The sequence below is a fragment of the Nocardioides phosphati genome (assembly GCF_014646375.1).
In the GTDB taxonomy this organism is placed as follows: Bacteria; Actinomycetota; Actinomycetes; order Propionibacteriales; family Nocardioidaceae; genus Nocardioides; species Nocardioides phosphati.
Genome location: NZ_BMNI01000002.1, coordinates 370,300 through 386,216, shown reverse-complemented (window position 1 = coordinate 386,216; position 15,917 = coordinate 370,300). Strand labels below are relative to the sequence as shown.

General features: G+C 72.3%; 13 protein-coding genes. 7 read left to right on the top strand and 6 right to left on the bottom strand.

Annotated features, from left to right (window positions below):
• The first annotated feature begins 72 nt into the window (after positions 1-72).
• Positions 73-1,203, top strand: coding sequence for a hypothetical protein (locus IEX47_RS06805; protein WP_188783233.1), 1,131 nt, complete (start codon positions 73-75; stop codon positions 1,201-1,203).
• Positions 1,204-1,276: 73 nt separating this feature from the next.
• Here IEX47_RS06805 and IEX47_RS06800 read toward each other — a convergent pair whose 3' ends face one another.
• Together IEX47_RS06800 and IEX47_RS06795 are read right to left on the bottom strand one after the other, a co-directional pair.
• Entirely contained in the window at positions 1,277-2,953 is a 1,677-nt protein-coding gene (locus IEX47_RS06800) for an MFS transporter (RefSeq protein ID WP_188783232.1), read from the bottom strand.
• A gap of 85 nt (positions 2,954-3,038) precedes the next feature.
• The gene (locus IEX47_RS06795) at positions 3,039-3,644 is read right to left on the bottom strand and encodes a TetR/AcrR family transcriptional regulator (RefSeq protein ID WP_229662686.1); all 606 of its coding nucleotides are present in this window, start codon (positions 3,642-3,644) and stop codon (positions 3,039-3,041) included.
• A gap of 185 nt (positions 3,645-3,829) precedes the next feature.
• Here IEX47_RS06795 and IEX47_RS06790 point away from each other — a divergent pair, with 185 nt between their 5' ends.
• Positions 3,830-4,306 carry an Hsp20/alpha crystallin family protein gene (locus IEX47_RS06790; protein WP_188783231.1) on the top strand — a complete coding sequence of 159 codons (477 nt, stop codon included), beginning with the start codon at positions 3,830-3,832 and terminating at the stop codon, positions 4,304-4,306.
• A gap of 80 nt (positions 4,307-4,386) precedes the next feature.
• On the opposite strand, the gene IEX47_RS06785 is transcribed toward IEX47_RS06790, so the two are convergent.
• Positions 4,387-5,007: an alpha/beta hydrolase gene (locus IEX47_RS06785; protein WP_229662685.1), complete on the bottom strand. Its 621-nt coding sequence runs from the start codon at positions 5,005-5,007 to the stop codon at positions 4,387-4,389.
• Between the two features lie 117 nt (positions 5,008-5,124).
• On the opposite strand from IEX47_RS06785, the gene ligA reads away from it, so the two are divergent.
• A complete protein-coding gene (gene ligA, locus IEX47_RS06780) occupies positions 5,125-7,257 on the top strand; it encodes an NAD-dependent DNA ligase LigA (RefSeq protein WP_188783229.1) in 2,133 nt (710 codons plus the stop codon).
• Between the two features lie 60 nt (positions 7,258-7,317).
• On the opposite strand, the gene IEX47_RS06775 is transcribed toward ligA, so the two are convergent.
• The gene (locus IEX47_RS06775; RefSeq protein ID WP_188783228.1) at positions 7,318-8,523 is read right to left on the bottom strand and encodes a hypothetical protein; all 1,206 of its coding nucleotides are present in this window, start codon (positions 8,521-8,523) and stop codon (positions 7,318-7,320) included.
• Entirely contained in the window at positions 8,516-9,028 is a 513-nt protein-coding gene (locus IEX47_RS06770; RefSeq protein WP_188783227.1) for a SigE family RNA polymerase sigma factor, read from the bottom strand. Before IEX47_RS06770 ends, IEX47_RS06775 begins: the two co-directional genes overlap by 8 nt.
• Before the next feature lie 101 nt (positions 9,029-9,129).
• On the opposite strand from IEX47_RS06770, the gene IEX47_RS06765 reads away from it, so the two are divergent.
• Positions 9,130-11,427 carry a glycosyltransferase gene (locus IEX47_RS06765; RefSeq protein ID WP_188783226.1) on the top strand — a complete coding sequence of 766 codons (2,298 nt, stop codon included), beginning with the start codon at positions 9,130-9,132 and terminating at the stop codon, positions 11,425-11,427.
• A 17-nt stretch (positions 11,428-11,444) separates the two neighbouring features.
• Here the strand turns inward: IEX47_RS06765 and IEX47_RS06760 are convergent, their stop codons facing one another.
• Positions 11,445-12,413, bottom strand: coding sequence for an SGNH/GDSL hydrolase family protein (locus IEX47_RS06760; protein WP_188783225.1), 969 nt, complete (start codon positions 12,411-12,413; stop codon positions 11,445-11,447).
• 93 nt (positions 12,414-12,506) lie between these two features.
• Here IEX47_RS06760 and gatC point away from each other — a divergent pair, with 93 nt between their 5' ends.
• The 3 genes from gatC to gatB are packed head-to-tail and all read left to right on the top strand — an operon-like array spanning position 12,507 to position 15,837.
• Entirely contained in the window at positions 12,507-12,806 is a 300-nt protein-coding gene (gatC, locus tag IEX47_RS06755; protein ID WP_188783224.1) for an Asp-tRNA(Asn)/Glu-tRNA(Gln) amidotransferase subunit GatC, read from the top strand.
• An 8-nt stretch (positions 12,807-12,814) separates the two neighbouring features.
• Positions 12,815-14,344 (top strand): Asp-tRNA(Asn)/Glu-tRNA(Gln) amidotransferase subunit GatA, encoded by a 1,530-nt coding sequence (gatA, locus tag IEX47_RS06750; RefSeq protein WP_188783223.1) that lies wholly within the window; start codon positions 12,815-12,817, stop codon positions 14,342-14,344.
• Entirely contained in the window at positions 14,341-15,837 is a 1,497-nt protein-coding gene (gatB, locus tag IEX47_RS06745; protein WP_188783222.1) for an Asp-tRNA(Asn)/Glu-tRNA(Gln) amidotransferase subunit GatB, read from the top strand. Before gatA ends, gatB begins: the two co-directional genes overlap by 4 nt.
• The last annotated feature ends 80 nt before the right edge of the window (positions 15,838-15,917 follow it).

The window sequence follows — 15,917 nt, the reverse complement described above, 5'->3', positions numbered from 1 at the left end:
GTGCCCTCGTGCACGAGGGCGCACGTGCAGGCAACAGGGCGTTACAACGGATCGCCCGGTTACCGTTCGGCCATGCGCCGACTCCTCGCCCTCGCTCCGCTGCTCCTCGTCGCGGCGTGCGGCGGCCCGGACGTGCACGCCGGCAAGCCCGTCGCCGCGACCTCGGAGGCACTCGTCGCGGTGGCGCTGAGCCACCTCACGCCGAACCCGGACGAGATCGAGTACCGCAGGGCCGGCGAGCCCATCGACGACATGGGCACCACGGATCCCTCGCTCGGAGGCGTGCTGCGCTGGAAGCCGGACCCGGACTTCGTCATGGACGTCCAGGTGCAGCCGACGCCGAAGGGCTTCACAGCGTGCAGTGAGATCTACACCTGCGCGAAGCTCGGCAAGGCGGAGCTGGCCTGGCAGGACGGTGGCGAGGACGCGCCGCCGTACCTCAAGGTCTTCGTCGTGCGCGACGGCGAGCTCCGCTCGGTGGGCTACGAGGGCGGCATGACGGGCGACCCGCGCACCAGCCTGCTGCCGTTCGACCTGCGCGAGCTCGAGCAGATCGTGACCGACCCGGCGTTCTCGATGACGACCACCGAGGGTGCCGTCGAGGCGGGCAAGGAGCTCGCGCACGATGGAGTGAAGGGCTCGCGGGTCAGGCCCATGCGACTCGCAGAACCCGCCCCTCCTCCCCGTACGACGCCGCGGTCGCTCGCCGCAGCGGTGCAGGCCCACCTCGTGCAGGCAGGCGAGCCGCACCTCGTGCGGAGCGGTCGTGCCGGGGTCTTCGCCGAGCCGGGCGGCACGCCCGAGCCGGCGGTCGGCGTGACACTGGCGCTCCGCCACGGCCTGACGATGCACGTGACCGTCATCGACGCGGACGACGAGGACGTCGACCGCTGCCAGCCGACCCTGGCGTGCTGGCCGTGGGACGGGGTGCTGCACGCGGGGCGCGAGGGGCTGGGCGGCTCGTTCGCGCACCACGACGGCTACTCGGTCCATGCCTGGCTGGAGGGCGCCGGGGTGCACGCCACGAGGAACGCGTGGTTCCTCTCGGCGGAGCGGGGTCACCACGCGCAGTGGATCCAGCTGGACGTCGCGGGCCTCGCCAGCCTCGACGGCGAGGACCAGGACGGCCCGGAGGGGGTCAGCCCCCGGACCACGCCCGAGCTGGTCAGGGCCGGCGAGAAGCTCACCTGGTTCCACGACTGACCGGAAATGCCGCACGCGGCCACCCCCACGAGGGGAGTGGCCGCGCGCTGCGTCGTACGCCGGACGGCTGGGGTCAGCCGATGTGCACGCCGCCGTGACCGGCTGCGTCCTGGAGCTCCTCGTGCTTGACGTTGAGGAAGACCCAGACGATCAGCGAGGCGCCGAGCATCAGGAAGGTGCCGACGAGGAAGCCGTGGGTGGCTCCGGTCGGGAACTTCGCGAGGTACTCCACGCCCGCGTAGAGCTGGTCGACGGTCTTGACGCCGGCCTTGGCGAGCAGGCCGTGCTGGGCTTCCGGGTTGGCGTTCCACCAGCCGAAGAAGCCCTGGTGCAGCGCGGTGTGGATCTTCTCGCCGTGGGCGTTGCCGAAGTGGGCGCCGACCGTGGAGAGGACGGCCAGGCCGAGCGCGCCGCCGATCTGCTGCATCGTGTTGAGGACACCCGAGCCGATGCCCGAGTCCTCGTGGCGCAGGTGGTGCACGGCGGTCAGGGTGAGCGGCACGAAGACCGCGCCCATGCCCAGGGCCATGATCGTGATGAACGGCATGATCTGGGTCCAGTAGTTGATGTTGTCGCCCAGGTGGTGGCCCGGCTGCAGCGCGGCGAGCACGTCGTTCGCGCCGTCCTTGACCGAGAGCCGCGAGAAGCCGAAGAGCGCCGAGGCCGCGATCAGCGTGCCGGTGCCGGCGATGATCTTCGGGTCGATCTTCGTGACCAGGTTGGACACGACGCCGGCCGAGAGCACCATGCCGAAGCAGAACGGCAGGAACGCGAAGCCGGTGTGCAGCGGGGTGTAGCCGATGACGTTCTGCATGTACTGGCTGAGGAAGAAGAACATCGAGAACATCGCGGCCGGCATCAGCATCATCGCGACGAACGACGCGGCGCGCGTCCGGTTGGCGAAGATCCGGAAGGGCAGCAGCGGCTCGGCGACCCGGGACTCGACCGCGACGAACGCGACGAGCAGGACCGCCGCGGCGACGAGGGCGCCGATCGTGGAGCCCGCGCCCCAGCCGTAGTCCTGGTTGCCGGCGCGGGTGAGGCCGAAGACCAGGGCGACGAGGCCCGCCGTACCGAGGAAGGCGCCGGGGACGTCGAGGCGGCCGTTGTGACGGTCCGACTCCGGCAGGATGCGCGGCGCGAGCAGCGCGGCAGCAAGGCCGATCGGCACGTTGATGAGGAAGGTCAGGCGCCAGCCGTGGACGTCCCAGCCGAAGAACGACGGGTTGGAGCCGGTCAGCCAGCCACCGAGGATCAGGCCGATCGCGGCGCCGACGCCCGACATCGTGGCGTACATCGCCATGGCGCGGTTGCGCGACGGGCCCGGCGGGAAGGTCGTGGTGATCAGCGACAGCGCGGCGGGGGAGGCGAGCGCGGCACCGAGGCCCTGGAGGCCACGGGCGCCGAGCAGGAGGCCCTCGTTGGTGGCGAGGCCACCGAGGAGGGAGGCGATCGCGAAGACCGAGAGGCCGATCATGAACGCGCGACGGCGGCCGTAGAGGTCACCGAGGCGGCCGCCGAGCAGCAGGAAGCCGCCGAAGGCGAGGGCGTAGCCGGTGACGATCCAGGTGAGGTTCGTGCCGGTGATGCTCAGGTCGCGACCGATGAACGGGATCGCGATGTTGGCGATGGTCGCATCGAGCACCACCATCAGCTGCGCGACGCAGATGAGGACGAGCGCCCAGCCGAGGTGGGTCGCCGGCTTGGTGGCCGCCGCCTCCTCGGGCAGGTCGAGGATCTGTTCGGACATGGGTGTTCCTTCGGGGTGTGGGTGGGGCCGAGGGGTCTGGAGCCGGGCTGGGTGGGCGCCGGCGTGGGGCTGGTGGAGCGGAAGGTCAGGAGCGGTGGTTGGTCGCCGCCGGGACGATGAGCTGGTCGATGATCCGGCTGACCAGCTCCTGGTCCGGGATCTCGCCGAGCATGAAGGCGCGGTGCAGGCAGATGCCGGCGAGCGCGGGGGCGAAGAGGTCGACCTCGATGTCGGCGCGGATCTCGCCACGCGCCTTGGCGCGCTCGTAGATCTCGTGGGAGACCGCGACCTTGGGACCGATCACCTTGGTGCGGAACTCGGCGGCGAACTCGGGGTCGCGCTGGATCGCCGTGAGGACGCTCGAGAAGATCGCCAGCGCCTGCGGCTGGATCATCCCCTCGGGCCCGCAGTACGCCGCGATCAGGTCGTCGCGGAAACTGCCGGTGTCGGGGGTGGCCGGCGCCGGCTTCTGGAGCAGGAGTGCGTCGATGACGAGGGAGACCTTCGCCTCCCAGCGGCGGTAGAGCGTCGCCTTGGAGGCCTTGGCCCGCTTCGCGACGGCGTCCATCGTGAGCCGGTCGTAGCCGACCTCGGAGAGCACGGCCAGCGCTGCCTCGAGGATCTCGCGCTCACGGTCGCCCTCGACGCGCGGCCGGCTGGCGTGCCCCGGGAGCGGGAGGGAGGACATCATCATCGGGCTTCTCCGTCGTGCATGGAACGAAACGGTTTCGTTTCGTCAAACGGTACGACATCGTTTCATCGGTCCGCAAGTCCCTGTCGTGACGACCCTTGAAAGCGCTGGTCAGACGCGCTATTTCAAGGAGTGGGCGGTGACTCGACCCGCCCCTCACAACTCGACATCGGAGGTGAACCACCATGTTGCTTCGGACTGACCCGTTCCGGGACTTCGACCGGCTCGCCCAGCAGATCATGGGCTCCGGCACCACGTCCCGGCCCGCGATCATGCCGATGGACGCCTGGCGCGAGGGCGACCGCTTCGTCCTCGAGTTCGACCTGCCCGGCATCGCGCCCGACACGCTCGACATCGACGTCGAGCGCAACGTCCTGACCATCCGCGCCGAGCGGCCCTCGCGCAGCGGCGACTGGGAGCCGCTCGCCGCCGAGCGTCCGCGTGGCCTCTTCAGCCGCCAGCTCGTGCTGGGGGAGAACCTCGACCTCGAGCGCATCGACGCGTCGTACGACGGTGGCGTGCTGCGCCTGGTCGTCCCCGTCGCCGAGAAGGCGAAGCCGCGCAAGGTCACGGTCAGCCACGGCGGCACCCAGGTGGGCGCCAGCCGCGACAGCGCCGAGCTCGAGACGAAGGAGCAGCACGACGCGGCCGACGCGTCCTGACCTGCAGAGACCCTGTCCACCCGGCCCCGGCCGAGGCGCACGGCGCCCCGGCCGGGGCCCGACCACTCGGGGGTCTCCCCTCAGTCCTCGAGGACCTCGAGCACCGAGGCCGCCGTGAACGCGTTCCACCGGGCGCTGTCGCGCAGCAGGTAGTGGCCGACGTCGCCCATGTCGTGGAAGGACGCCGACCGGGCCACGGACCGCGCCCGCTCGACGTACGCCTGGCTGAGGGCGAACGAGGTGATCCGGTCGCGCCGGCCATGGCCCACGACCAGGCGCCGGTCGCGCAGCGCAGCGACGGGCTCACCGTCGGGCAGCCAGGGGGCGAGCCCGACCACGCCCCGGACGGCGGGGGCGTCGCTGACGCGCATCGCGGTGCGCGCCCCCATCGAGTGACCCACGAGCGCGACCGGGACGTCGAGCTCGTCCCGGATCCGCTCGATCGCCCACCGGGCGTCGGGCACAGGCGAGGGCGAGACGTGGTCGTTCCAGCCGCGGACCCGGAAGCGGAGCAGCCAGACCGCGATGCCCTCGTCGTGCAGGCGCGGGGCGATCGCCCGCTGCAGGAAGCGTGCGCGGTGCCACGAGGAGCTGCGGTGGTCGACGGAGCGCGGTGAGTGGACGGCGCCACCGTGCAGCACCAGCGCGACGGCGCGCGGCGGTCGCGCCGGTGACAGGCGGCTGAGCAAGGGGTCGGGCACGGAGGTCCTCTCTCGGGGCTGCCCCTGGTTCGTCGCCGGGGCCGATCCGGATGGGTCCGTTCCCACCATGGCGGTTCGGACGCCGGGCTGTCAGTGGGGCACGGCAAGATGGTCCTCATGACGCTTCGAGAGGCTCCGGACGGCGCCGGGCAGGCCGCCGCCGACTCCGCTTCCGCCCGCCATCGCGAGCTCAGCGAGCAGATCGAGGGCGCGTCCGACGCCTACTACCGCGACGGCACCTCGCCGCTGTCCGACGCGGCGTACGACGCGCTGCTGGGGCAGCTGCGCGAGCTCGAGGAGCAGTTCCCCGAGCTGATCACGCCCGACAGCCCCACCCAGCGCGTGATGGGGCAGGCGTACACCGACTTCGCGGCGCACGACCACCTCCGGCGGATGGAGTCGCTCGACAACGCCTTCTCGCCCGACGAGCTCGCCAGCTGGTACGACCGGGTCGTCCGCGACGCCGGCACCCGCCCGGAGCTCCTCTGCGAGCTCAAGGTCGACGGCCTCGCGATCAACCTGCTCTACCGCGACGGCGTCCTCGAGCGGGCGCTGACCCGCGGCGACGGCACGACCGGCGAGGACGTCACGCCCAACGTGCGCACGATCAGCACGGTGCCGCACCGGCTCAAGGGCACGCCCGAGTTCCCCGTGCCGGCGCTCGTCGAGGTGCGCGGCGAGGTCTACATGACCGCGAAGACCTTCGAGGAGATCAACGCCCAGCAGGAGGCCGCCGGCAAGCCGCTCTACGCCAACGCGCGCAACACCGCCGCCGGCTCGCTGCGCCAGAAGGACCCGTCGGTCACCGCCTCGCGCAACCTCACGATGGTCTGCCACGGCATCGGCGCGCGCGAGGGCTTCGACGCCCGCGCCCAGTCCCAGGCGTACGCCGCGCTGGCGGCGTGGGGCATGCCCGTCGCGCCGACGGTCAAGGTCGTCCCTGACCTGGCTGCGGTGCAGGAGTTCATCGACTTCTACGGCGAGCACCGCCACGATGCGGCGATCCTCGACCACGAGATCGACGGCGTGGTGGTCAAGGTCGACGACGTCGGGCTGCAGCGCCGCCTCGGGTCGACGAGCCGCGCGCCCCGGTGGGCGATCGCCTTCAAGTACCCGCCCGAGGAGGTCCACGCGAAGCTGATCGACGTCCTGGTCAACACCGGGCGCACCGGCCGCGTGACGCCGTTCGGGCGCATGGAGCCGACGAAGGTCGCCGGGTCGACCGTGGAGATGGCGACCCTCCACAACTTCCACGAGGTCGCCCGCAAGGACGTGCGGCCCGGCGACACCGTGATCCTGCGCAAGGCCGGCGACGTGATCCCCGAGATCCTCGGCCCGGTGCTCGCGCTGCGCCCCGAAGGGCTGCCGGCGTGGGTGCCCCCGACCACCTGCCCCGCGTGTGGCACGGAGCTGGCGCAGCAGAAGGCCGGCGACAAGGACATGCGCTGCCCCAACCACCGTGACTGCCGTGCCCAGGTCGTCGAGCGGATCAACCACGTCGCTGGCCGCGGGGCCTTCGACATCGAGGGGCTCGGCTACGAGGCCGCGATCGCGCTCCACCAGGCCGGCGTCGTCGCCAACGAGGGAGACGTCTTCGACCTGACGCCGGAGAAGCTGCTGCAGGTGCCGCTCTTCACCCGCGCGGCGAAGAAGGCGGAGGTGGAGGCGGGTGCCGGCGACCGCGTGCTGACCGCCAACGCCCTGAAGCTGCTGAAGAACCTCGAGGAGCGCAAGGACACCGCGCTGTGGCGGGTCCTCGTCGGCCTCTCGATCCGTCACTGCGGCCCGAGCGCCTCGCGTGCCCTCGCCACCCGCTTCGGTTCCATGGACGCGATCCGCAGCGCGACGCCGGAGGAGCTCGCGGACACCGAGGGCGTCGGCGGCGTCATCGGCGAGGCGGTCATCGAGTGGTTCGGCGTCGACTGGCACGTCGAGATCGTCGAGAAGTGGGCCGCCGCCGGCGTACGCATGGAGGACGAGCGCGACGAGTCCGTCGAGCGCACCCTCGAGGGGCTGACCGTCGTCGTGACCGGTGGGCTCGAGGGGTTCACCCGCGACTCGGTCAAGGAGGCGATCATCGCCCGCGGCGGCAAGGCGGCCGGCTCGGTGTCGAAGAAGACCGACTACGTCGTCGTCGGTGAGAACGCCGGCTCCAAGGCGGCCAAGGCCGAGGAGCTCGGGCTCACGATCCTCGACGAGGAGCAGTTCGTGGCGCTGCTCGCGGGCGGTCCTGCGGCCCTCGACGAGTGACGCACGCAGCGGGTGGACTCCTCGTCACCTGCTGACGAGGAGTCCACCCGCTGTCCGTGCTCAGGACTCGTTGTCGTTGCCGCTCACCCGCAGCGGCCCGGTGCCATCGAGCGTCACCGGCGTCGAGACGCACTCGCCGGTGTCGGCGTCGCAGGAGTCCACCTTGGTGTCGTGGACGAGCAGGAGGCGGCCGTCGGGGCTCCAGCCGAAGGTGCCGTCGCCGATCCGGAACGGGCGACGGTCGCCCGTCGTCACCGAGACCACGTCGGCGTACGGCGTCTCGTAGGTGCAGTCGCCGCCCTCGGTGCACATCCGCCAGGGCGTCAGCAGCACGTGGCGGCCATCGGCGGAGAGCTGGGGCCACGGGGTGCTGGCGACCGTGCCCGTCACCTCGATGGAGCGCAGCAGGCGCCCGCTCTCTGCGTCGAGCACCCGGTCGGTCACGGTGACCTTCGCGTCCTCGTCCTGGACCTTCCCGTTGGTCACGGGAGGCTGCTCCTCGACCAGCTCGTTGCCGCCCATGACGGTCGGCATCCGGCTCGGCGAGAGGCCCTTGGCCTTCTCGACGGTGCCCGTGCGCCAGTTGATCCGCAGCGTGGCGTCGTCCACCCCGACGTACGCGAAGTCGCCGGAGAGGGCCGTCGGCGGAGCGTTCCAGCCGCCCCAGGTGAAGGCGCCGTCGTAACGCACACGGGTGGCGACCTCGCCCGTGCGGACGTCGCGCAGGACCAGCTCCCAGTCGCTGTCGTCGCCCTTCACCGAGTAGGCGAGGTACGGCAGGCTCGGGTCGGTGCCGGGCTTCTTGTCGCCGAGGCTGAGCGAGAAGTCCCGCACCTTCCCGTCCCCGGAGAGCACGAAGTAGTTCGACGTGCTGTCGCCCTCGGTGTACGCCGTCCGGCCGGTGCGGACCATGACGCCGGCGGAGGTGTAGTACATCGCCTTCACCGTGCCCGGGACGTCGACGACCTTGCCGCTGCCCAGGTGCACGGTCGACCCCTGTGCGACCGCCCACCCGGCAGGGTCCGGCGTGACCGCGACGGCGAGCTCGGGTGCCTTCGCCGTCGGCGACGGGTGCGCGAGCACGAGCGCGAGCGCGGTGACCGCGGCCATGCCGGCGACGCCCGCGCCCACGGCCGCGGCACGGGTCACATGGCTCCGGCGGCGGAGACGGCGTCCCTCGGCGAGCACCGCCGCGGCGGGGGCGGGAGGCACGGCGACGCGGTCGGCGTCGGCGTGGAGGAGGTCGGACAGGTCGTGGTCAGTCATGGGTCGCTCCCATCGGGATGACGGAGTCGCCCAGCAGCGCGCGCAAGCGTGCCAGGGCGTCGGAGGTCTGGCTCTTGACCGTGCCGGTCGAGCAGCCGAGGGTGGTGGCGGTGTCGGCGACCGACAGGTCCTCGTAGAACCGCAGCACGATCACGGCCCGCTGGCGCGGAGCGAGCTCGCGCAGGGCGTCGAGCAGGGCAGGACGGTCGCTCGGGTCCGCGTCGTACGACGAGCCCGGGAGCGCGTCGCTGGCCAGCTCGCGGCGCCACGACGGCCGCCGGAACCACGAGGTCGCGGTGTTGAGCAGCACGGTCCGGGCGTAGCCGCCGGCCGCGTCGAGGCTGCGGACGTTGCGCCACGAGGCGTAGGTCTTGGCGAGGGCGGTCTGGACGAGGTCCTCGGCGAGGCCGTGGTCCCCGAGCAGCAGGTACGCCGTCCGGTAGAGCCGCGGCCAGGCGGCGTGCACGAAGGCGGCGTACTCGTCGTCGGTGGGTGGTGCCGGCATGCGTCCTCCTGCGGGTGATTGTCACCCCTCCAGACGCCGGGCGGTGAGCCGCGGTTGGGTCGCTTCACGAGATTGTCATCGGGGGTGCCTACCCTGTCGCCGTGGAAGCATTCCTCTCGGGATTCGTGCTGGTCACCGTCGTCCTGCTGCTGCCGGCGACGGTCGCCCTCTTCGCCATCGGCGAGGCCGCGCGCCGTCGCGCCGGCCGGTCGGTCGTCTCACGCGGCCTCGCGGCCGCCGGCGCGGTGGGCGCCGTCGGTGCCGGCCTCGGCTGGCTGGCCGGTCGTGAGCCGGCAGAGGCGCTGCTCGTGGGCGTCGTCGTGGCCGCCACGGTCGCCGCCTGGATCCCGGTCGCCGGGCACTGGGCGACGCGTGGTCTGGTCGCGTGGGCGCTCTCGCTCGACGTCGGCCTGGGCTACCTCGTCTACGTCCTCGTCTGGATGGCCGGTGCCGGTCTCAGTCCGGGGGAGTGGGTCGGCGGCACGCTCCTGTGGCTGCTCGAGGCGTTCGTCTTCCTGATCGGTGTGGGCTACCTGTGGGAGCTCGTCGACGTGCTCGCCCGCCGCGCCTGGTCGTCGTACGTCGACACCGACGGCGCGCTGCCGGCCGGCCGCCGTCCCTTCGTCAGCCTCCACGTGCCGACGCACAACGAGCCGCCGGACATGGTCATCGCGACCCTCGAGTCACTGCTCCACCTCGACTACGACGACTACGAGGTGCTGCTGGTCGACAACAACACCGACGACGAGGCGCTCTGGCGGCCGGTCGAGGCGTTCTGCGCGGCCCACCCGGAGCGGCTCCGCTTCCTGCACCTCGCCGACTGGCCGGGCTACAAGAGCGGCGCGCTCAACGAGGCGCTCCGGGTCACCGACCCGCGCGCCGAGGTGATCGGCATCGTCGACGCCGACTACGTCGTGAAGCCCGACTGGCTGGCCCGCTGCGCACCGCTGCTGGCGGACCCGGCGGTGTCGTTCGTGCAGACGCCGCAGGACTACCGCGACTGGGCGGAGAACTCCTACTTCCGCCGGCTCTACTACTCCTACGGCTACTTCTTCGACGTGTCGCAGAAGTCGCGCAACGAGCGCAACGGCGCGATCTTCGGCGGCACGATGGGCCTGATCCAGCGCGCCCAGCTCGAGGCTGTCGGTGGGTGGGACGAGTGGTGCATCACCGAGGATGCCGAGCTCTCGCTCCGCCTGCTGCGCGCCGGCGGTCGCGGTCTCCACGTCGACCAGTCGTTCGGCCACGGCATCATGCCGCTCACCTTCGAGGCGCTGAAGCGGCAGCGCTACCGGTGGTGCTTCGGCGGCGTCCAGATCCTGCGCATGCACTGGCGCTCGCTGCTCCCGGGCCGGCGCACGGAGGCCAACCAGCTCACGCTCGCGCAGCGATGGGCCTACTTCGTCGGCGGCCTGCAGTGGTTCGGCGACCTCGCCTCGGTCCTGTTCACCGGCTTCCTGCTCGCCGGTGTGCTGGGCCTGGTGCTCGGCGAGCCGATCGTCGTGCGCCAGCTCTCCGGCCTGATCCTGCTCTGCCTCGTCGCGCTGGTCCTGCTCGGAGCGGTCCGCTCGCTCGCCCTCGTCCGGCGTACGTCGGGAGCCGGGTGGGGCGACGCCCTGGGGGCCTTCGGCCTCTGGCTCGCCCTCGGCTGGACCGTCGCGCGCGCCTCGGCCCGCGGCCTGGTCGCCCGCAAGGGCGCCTTCCTCCGTACGCCGAAGGCGCGCGGCGAGCTCTCCTGGCGCCACGCGGTCCGCGGCAACGTCACCGAGACCGTCGTCGCGCTGGTCTGCCTGGCGGCGGCCGTCGTCGCCTTCCTCGCCGGCACCGCGGCTGCGGTGGTCGTGGGCGTGCTGCTCCTCGTCCACGCGGGCGGCTACGCGGCGGCGCCGCTCAACAGCCTGGCGGCGATCCACGCCGACCTGCCCGAGGACCTCCGCCGCCGGCGGCGCGAGATGCTCGTCTCCTGGACCGGCCCGGTCGCGCGTCGTGGCGGCGTCCTGGTCGGGGCGACGGTCGTCGCTGCCTTCGCTCTCCTCGCGGTCGCCGCCCCCGTGGGCGCGCCCGACCTGACCCGCACGCCCGACGGCATCGACGGCATCGTCCCGCGCATCTCGACGGCCAAGCCGAGCCGCACGCCCCACCCCGGTGCGCGCACCGCCCGTCCGACGCCGACGTCGGACCTCACCACAGGTCCCACTGCGTCGACGTCCGTCGCGCCCGCCCCTGCGACCACCCGCACCGCGACAGCGACCCCGACCCCGGTCCGGACGACGAGGCCGACCACGAGCGCGACGGCGGTCCCGACCACGACGACCGGCCGCCCGACGGCCCAGCCGAGCCCGACCCGCCGTCCGGCGACGTCGAAGCCGACCACCGCGCCTGGCGGCGGGCGCCCCTAGGGCGTGTCTCCCTGGCCTCAGCGCACGCGGCGCAGGAGCAGGTCGGCGACGGCTCGCTGCTCCTCGGCGTGGGGGTGGTAGGCCAGCGCGACGCCGAGCGCGTCTTCCCGACCCTGGATCCACGGATCGGAGGCGCAGACGTCGTGGCCGCGCGTGGCGGCGTACACGTCGACGTACTCCGCACGGCCGGTGGCCGCGGCCCGCTCGATCATGGCGTTGAGCCGGAGGAGCGTGGCGCGGGCGTAGGCGACGTCGCCGTCGGCGAGCGTGAGTACCCGGGGACACTGGCCCTTCTCGGGGAAGATCGCCGGGTAGCCCACGAGCAGGATCCGGGCGTGCGGCGCCCTCCGGTGCAGCACGGAGAGCAGGTCGGCGAGCTGCCGGCGCTCCTGGCGCACGAGGCCGGTGACGAGGTCGGTCCCGCCCTCGCTCGCGGCGCTGAAGTGGTCGCGACACGGGGAGCCGTGCGGATCGCGGGCACGCAGTGCCGGGCAGACCTCGAACCAGGCCTGCGCGGCCGCGGGGTTGCCGCCGATGCCCACGGTGACGAGGTCGGTGCCGGCCGTGACCGCGGCGACCTGGGGGGCCGCCGTGCCGGTCCGCAGCAGCTGTCCCTGCGTCAGGTTGGGGATGTCGGCGCCCGTGCAGCTCCGGTCGACCAGCCGTACGCCGAGGGCCCGGGCGAGCAGGTGGGGGTAGTTGGCGCCGGAGCGCACACAGGGGTTCCGCGCGCTCCCCGCCGTCACGAACGGGGCCGCGGTGTAGGAGTCGCCGAGGGCGACGTACCGGTGGTAGCGGTGGCCCCCGGCGTGGTTGTCGGGGCGGCTTCCGGCGCGGCTGTCGGCGCGGCTGTCGGAGGTGGTGCGGGGGCCGGCGCCGGCGCTCCTCGCGGCCGGCGTCGTCGGCTGCCCGCTGCCACAGGCGGTCAGGGTGAGCAGGGTGAGCAGGGCTGCGGCGACGGCTGCGCGCCCGGGTGCGTTGGTCATCTCCACCTCCGTCGCGACAGTAGCGGGGGAGGCATCGCGGGAGGCGTGGGACCGCGGTCGGCCGCCCCGCGCGTGCCGCCTAGGATGGCCCGCATGCCTGAGATCTCCCGCGACGAGGTCGCGCACCTGGCGGATCTCGCCCGGATCGACCTGTCCGACGCCGAGCTCGACCACCTCGCCCCCCAGCTGGCGAAGATCCTCGAGTCCGTCGCGTCGATCAGCGCCGCCGTGAGCGACGACGTGCCCGCCACCTCGCACCCGATCCCGCTGACCAACGTCTTCCGCGACGACGTCGTGACCCCCGGCCTCACCGCCGAGGAGGCGCTCGCGATGGCGCCGGCCACCGATCAGCAGCGGTTCAGCGTGCCGCGCATCCTGGGAGACGAGCAGTGAGCCCCGACATGACTGACCTTCTCAAGAAGTCCGCCGCCGAGCTCGCCGAGCTCCTGGCCGAGGGCTCCGTCACCAGCGTGGCGCTGACCCAGGCCTGCCTCGACCGCATCAGCGAGGTCGACACCGGCGACAACGGCGTCCACGCCTTCCTCCACGTCGACGCCGAGGGTGCGATCGCCGCGGCCGCCGCCTCCGACGCGCGCCGCGCCAAGGGCGAGCTGCTGTCGCCGCTCGACGGCGTCCCGATCGCGGTCAAGGACGTCCTGACGACGATCGGCCAGCCGACCACGTGCGGCTCGAAGATCCTCGAGGGCTGGGTCCCGCCGTACGACGCCACCGTCGTCGCGCGCCTCAAGGCCGCGGGTCTGCCGATCCTCGGCAAGACCAACATGGACGAGTTCGCCATGGGCTCCTCGACCGAGCACTCGGCGTACGGCCCGACGCGCAACCCGTGGGCGCTCGACCGGATCCCCGGCGGCTCCGGCGGTGGCTCGGCCGCGGCCGTCGCCGCCTTCGAGGCCCCCCTCGCGATCGGCACCGACACCGGCGGCTCGATCCGCCAGCCCGGCGCCGTGACCGGCACGGTCGGCGTGAAGCCGACGTACGGCGCGATCTCGCGCTACGGCCTCGTCGCGATGGCCAACTCGCTCGACCAGGTCGGCCCGGTGACCCGCACGGTCCTCGACTCCGCCCTGCTGCAGGAGCTGATCGGCGGCCACGACCCGCTCGACTCCACCTCGATCTCCGAGCCGATCCCGTCCGTCGTCGACGCCGCCCGCCTCGGTGCGAGCGGTGACCTGACCGGCGTGAAGGTGGGTGTCATCCAGGAGCTCACGACGGGCGAGGGCTGGCAGCCGGGCGTGATGGCCCGCTTCGACGAGTCCCTCGAGCTGCTGCGCGACGCTGGCGCGGAGATCGTCGAGGTCTCCTGCCCGAGCTTCGAGCACGCGCTCGCGGCGTACTACCTGATCATGCCGTGCGAGGCCTCCTCCAACCTCGCCAAGTTCGACGCCATGCGCTACGGCCTGCGGGTCACCCCCGACGGCGACCCGTCGGCCGAGGAGGTCATGCGCGCCTCCCGCGACGCCGGCTTCGGCGACGAGGTGAAGCGCCGCATCATCCTCGGCACCTACGCGCTGAGCTCGGGCTACTACGACGCCTACTACGGCCAGGCGCAGAAGGTCCGCACGCTGATCCAGCGCGACTTCGCCGCGGCGTTCGAGCAGGCCGACGTCCTCGTGTCCCCGACGGCTCCGACCACTGCGTGGAAGCTGGGGGAGAAGCTCGACGACCCGCTCGCGATGTACAAGGGCGACCTCGCCACCATCCCGAGCAACCTCGCCGGCGTCCCCGGCATCTCGGTGCCCGCGGGCCTCGCCGACGAGGACGGCCTGCCGGTCGGCTTCCAGGTGCTCGCCCCGGCGAAGGCCGACGACCGCGTCTACCGCGTGGGCGCCGCCCTCGAGACGCTGCTCGAGAAGAAGTGGGGCGGCCCGCTGCTCGACAAGGCTCCTGTTCTGGAAGGCGTTGCCCGATGACGACCCTCGTTCCGTTCGACAAGGCGCTCGCGGCGTACGACCCGGCCATGGGCCTCGAGGTCCACGTCGAGCTCAACACCAACTCGAAGATGTTCTGCGGCTGCCCGACGGAGTTCGGCGCCGAGCCCAACACCCAGGTCTGCCCGACCTGCCTGGGCCTGCCCGGCGCGCTGCCCGTGGTCAACCACAAGGCGGTCGAGTCCGCGATCCGCATCGGCCTCGCGCTCAACTGCGAGATCGCCGAGTGGTGCCGCTTCGCCCGGAAGAACTACTTCTACCCGGACATGCCGAAGAACTTCCAGACCAGCCAGTACGACGAGCCGATCGCGTTCGAGGGCTACATGGACGTCGAGGTGGAGGGCGAGACCTTCCGCGTCGAGATCGAGCGCGCGCACATGGAGGAGGACACCGGCAAGTCGCTCCACGTGGGTGGCGCCACCGGCCGGATCCACGGTGCCGACTACTCGCTGGTCGACTACAACCGCGCCGGCATCCCCCTCATCGAGATCGTCACCAAGCCGATCATCGGTGCCGGTGAGAAGGCCCCGCTGGTCGCCAAGGCGTACGTCGCGCAGCTGCGCGACCTGATCGTCGCGCTCGGCGTCTCCGACGCCCGCATGGACCAGGGCTCGATCCGTGCCGACGTGAACCTCTCGCTCGCGCCGAAGGGCTCCGACAAGCTCGGCACCCGCAGCGAGACCAAGAACGTCAACTCGCTCCGCTCCGTCGAGCGCGCGGTCCGCTTCGAGGTCTCGCGCCATGCGGGCATCCTCAACGAGGGCGGCAAGGTCGTGCAGGAGACCCGCCACTTCCACGAGGACACCGGCGAGACCACCTCGGGTCGCGAGAAGTCCGACGCCGAGGACTACCGCTACTTCCCCGAGCCGGACCTCGTGCCCGTCGCCCCGTCCCGCGAGTGGGTCGAGGAGCTCCGCGGCACCCTCCCGGAGAACCCCACGGCGAAGAAGACCCGCCTGCAGGTGGAGTACGGCTTCACCGACCTCGAGATGCGCGACGTCTGGGCCGCCGGTGCGCTGCCGCTGATCGAGGCGACCGTCGGCGAGGGCGTCGCCCCGCAGTCGGCCCGCAAGTGGTGGGTCGCCGAGCTCCTCCGCCGCGCCAACGACGCCGGCGTCGAGCTGGCCGAGGTCGGCGTCACGCCGGCGCAGGTCGCCGCCGTGCAGAAGCTGGTCGACGCGAAGACGATCAACGACAAGCTGGCCCGCCAGGTCTTCGACGGCCTGATCGCCGACGAGGGCACGCCCGAGGAGATCATCGAGAAGCGCGGCCTGGCCCTCGTCTCCGACGACGGCCCGCTCATCGCCGCGATCGACGATGCGCTGGCCGCCCAGCCCGACCTGGTCGAGAAGATCAAGGGCGGCAACATGGGCGCGATCGGCGCGATCATGGGCGCCGTCATGAAGGCCACGCGCGGCCAGGCCGACGCCGGCCGCGCCCGCGAGCTGATCCTGGAGAAGCTCGGCCTGAGCTGACCCGCCCCCGCCGAGGCGGCACATCTGGTGTGCCGAGACGGCAGAAGTTGCGCGGCGAGAGGGTGCACGTGGAGTCGATC

What these genes read in the sequence shown, in the direction of transcription:
- IEX47_RS06760 (WP_188783225.1), bottom strand. Translation starts at nt 12,413, where the DNA reads ATGACCAACGCACCCGGGCGCGCAGCCGTCGCCGCAGCCCTGCTCACC.
- IEX47_RS06770 (WP_188783227.1), bottom strand. Translation starts at nt 9,028, where the DNA reads ATGCCGGCACCACCCACCGACGACGAGTACGCCGCCTTCGTGCACGCC.
- IEX47_RS06800 (WP_188783232.1), bottom strand. Translation starts at nt 2,953, where the DNA reads ATGTCCGAACAGATCCTCGACCTGCCCGAGGAGGCGGCGGCCACCAAG.
- ligA (WP_188783229.1), top strand. Translation starts at nt 5,125, where the DNA reads ATGACGCTTCGAGAGGCTCCGGACGGCGCCGGGCAGGCCGCCGCCGAC.
- IEX47_RS06795 (WP_229662686.1), bottom strand. Translation starts at nt 3,644, where the DNA reads ATGATGTCCTCCCTCCCGCTCCCGGGGCACGCCAGCCGGCCGCGCGTC.
- IEX47_RS06805 (WP_188783233.1), top strand. Translation starts at nt 73, where the DNA reads ATGCGCCGACTCCTCGCCCTCGCTCCGCTGCTCCTCGTCGCGGCGTGC.
- gatA (WP_188783223.1), top strand. Translation starts at nt 12,815, where the DNA reads ATGACTGACCTTCTCAAGAAGTCCGCCGCCGAGCTCGCCGAGCTCCTG.
- gatC (WP_188783224.1), top strand. Translation starts at nt 12,507, where the DNA reads ATGCCTGAGATCTCCCGCGACGAGGTCGCGCACCTGGCGGATCTCGCC.
- IEX47_RS06790 (WP_188783231.1), top strand. Translation starts at nt 3,830, where the DNA reads ATGTTGCTTCGGACTGACCCGTTCCGGGACTTCGACCGGCTCGCCCAG.
- gatB (WP_188783222.1), top strand. Translation starts at nt 14,341, where the DNA reads ATGACGACCCTCGTTCCGTTCGACAAGGCGCTCGCGGCGTACGACCCG.
- IEX47_RS06775 (WP_188783228.1), bottom strand. Translation starts at nt 8,523, where the DNA reads ATGACTGACCACGACCTGTCCGACCTCCTCCACGCCGACGCCGACCGC.